This is a genomic window from Dellaglioa sp. CoH-57-MRSF-17, from assembly GCF_056782015.1.
In genome coordinates this window covers 1-1,818 of the sequence record NZ_JBXAXY010000014.1, presented here as the reverse complement: position 1 = coordinate 1,818, position 1,818 = coordinate 1, and the positions used below count along the sequence as shown (strand labels likewise).

At 33.3% G+C, this 1,818-nt stretch carries 1 protein-coding gene and 3 pseudogenes; 3 read left to right on the top strand and 1 reads right to left on the bottom strand.

Going from position 1 to position 1,818, the window contains the following annotated elements:
- A pseudogene (locus AC1RPJ_RS07560) lies at positions 1-182 on the bottom strand (plasmid replication initiation protein); the annotation flags it as partial.
- 113 nt (positions 183-295) lie between these two features.
- Between AC1RPJ_RS07560 and AC1RPJ_RS07555 the strand changes: the two are divergent.
- The 3 genes and pseudogenes from AC1RPJ_RS07555 to AC1RPJ_RS07545 form a co-directional block, all read left to right on the top strand.
- Positions 296-709 (top strand): annotated as a pseudogene (locus tag AC1RPJ_RS07555) (IS30 family transposase); the annotation flags it as partial.
- A 153-nt stretch (positions 710-862) separates the two neighbouring features.
- On the top strand, positions 863-1,186 hold the full coding sequence (locus AC1RPJ_RS07550) for a DMT family transporter (protein ID WP_047916691.1): 324 nt from the start codon (positions 863-865) through the stop codon (positions 1,184-1,186).
- 183 nt (positions 1,187-1,369) lie between these two features.
- A pseudogene (locus AC1RPJ_RS07545) lies at positions 1,370-1,573 on the top strand (GNAT family N-acetyltransferase); the annotation flags it as partial.
- Positions 1,574-1,818 lie beyond the last annotated feature (245 nt).

Below are 1,818 nucleotides of genomic sequence, written 5' to 3'. Positions count from 1 at the left end.
TTTTGTTTTTTATCCTGTTTATTTCTAATAGCGTTAAATGTTCTTCTCAATGAAACTGTGATGTCATGTTGCAAATCCTCGTAGTTATCTAAAAAGATAGTTGTTGGTTTTCCTGTTTGTTGAGTAATAAATGTTTCACTTGCCTTTTTAGCATTAAAAATAATCCCAATCATTTTTTCCATTTTCTTTGGATCATTTGCAGACCATAAAGTTAATTAGTTTATGGTCTGCAAATGATCCTGCTCTTATACTAAAAAGATGGACTATTTTTCTACCAGAAGTCAAGTGTTTCAATGCATTTAGGTTGTTTTATGAGCGTTATGGCAAAGCTGTGCGTACTATAACAGCCGACAATGGTTCTGAATTTATCTCATGGGACTTTTTAGAATATGTTCAAAAAGAGCTTAAAATTAAGCTATACTATGCCACACCGTCATCACCACAACAACGTGGTTCAAATGAAAACAGAAACCGTAAGCTACGTGATTGGTACCCTAAAGGCACGTCATTTAAAGATGTGAAACAACGACAATTAGATGAAGTAGCTTCAAAAATGAATGCTATGCCATTGAGACAGGCACTTGACGGTAAACGACCTATGGTAGTCTTTGAGCAGGAATATAAAGCCATGCAACGTTACCGTAGAGCTTATGAAAAGCGTAAACAACGTATGCTTGAAGTTAAAAAACAAGAATTCGAGAATAATTAAAAACGACATTGCAATTAAGCGGAGTAAATTGTAAAATTGTATAATAAAAAATATACGAATAGCTGGGTTGTGGCTAGCTAAAAAACGCCGACTAATGAATTTTTTCATTTTTGGCATTATTTTCGTTATAAAAAAAAAGGTAGGTGTAATTTAATGGGATATATATTTTTGGGGCTCGCGATTCTAGGTGAACTCTTGGGAACGAATTTGTTAAAAGCTTCAAACGGATTCAGTTCGCTTTGGGAAACTGTGGGGTCTTTAGTTTCATACGGTGCAAGTTTTTATTTTTTAGCATTAGCTATGAAAACTATAAACTTGAGTGTTGCTTACGCTTTATGGGCTGGCTTAGGAATTGTATTGACAACTGTTTTGGCAGTAGTCGTTTGGAAAGAATCTATTAATCTGAGCAGCGTCTTAGGAATTGTATTAATTTTGTCAGGAGTTGTCATTTTAAACTTGTATGGTCCTGGTCATTAAACCAAAATAAAAAACGACTAGCTGTATAAATATTATAATAAACAAAAGGCACCTGGTGTGTCTTTTTATTATGCTTAGAATATAAATATTTGAAAACGGGTTAATTAATTGAAATATTTGATATAATAGTGAGTAATTTGATTGCTAAAAGCCTTTGCGTAGACGTTCCAAAAACGTGTACGCAAAGGGTTAGGGCAACGGTTACTCGATGAAGCGAATCGTTATGCTAAAACGAAACAAAAACGTTATTTACGTTTGACTGTTTATGAAAAAAATTATGCAGGCATTCGTTTTTATGAACGTCATGGATTTAAAAAAATCGGGATAAAACATTTTCCTTTAGGAAAACAAGATCGTATTTGTCCGATTTTAGAAAAAGAAATCTAAAAAAACGTCCTCACTTTTGATGTTGAGGACGTTTTTTTAGACTGGTAATGTAACCATAATTCGCTTTCCTTTTTGATAAACCGCTAATTCTGTCACACCTGTTGCTTTTAAAGTTTCTCTATGGCTCTTATATGAGCTAATGTAGCCATTTTAACTTAATGATTGCAGGTATTCGCTGTACCACACTTCAAAAGTATTTCTCATTGCGCCAAAAATGTAATTTTCAGGATTAACTTTTTGTTTTT

Bases quoted from the DNA above. Each gene is read 5' to 3' on its own strand.
- AC1RPJ_RS07550 (WP_047916691.1), top strand. From the start codon at position 863: ATGGGATATATATTTTTGGGGCTCGCGATTCTAGGTGAACTCTTGGGA.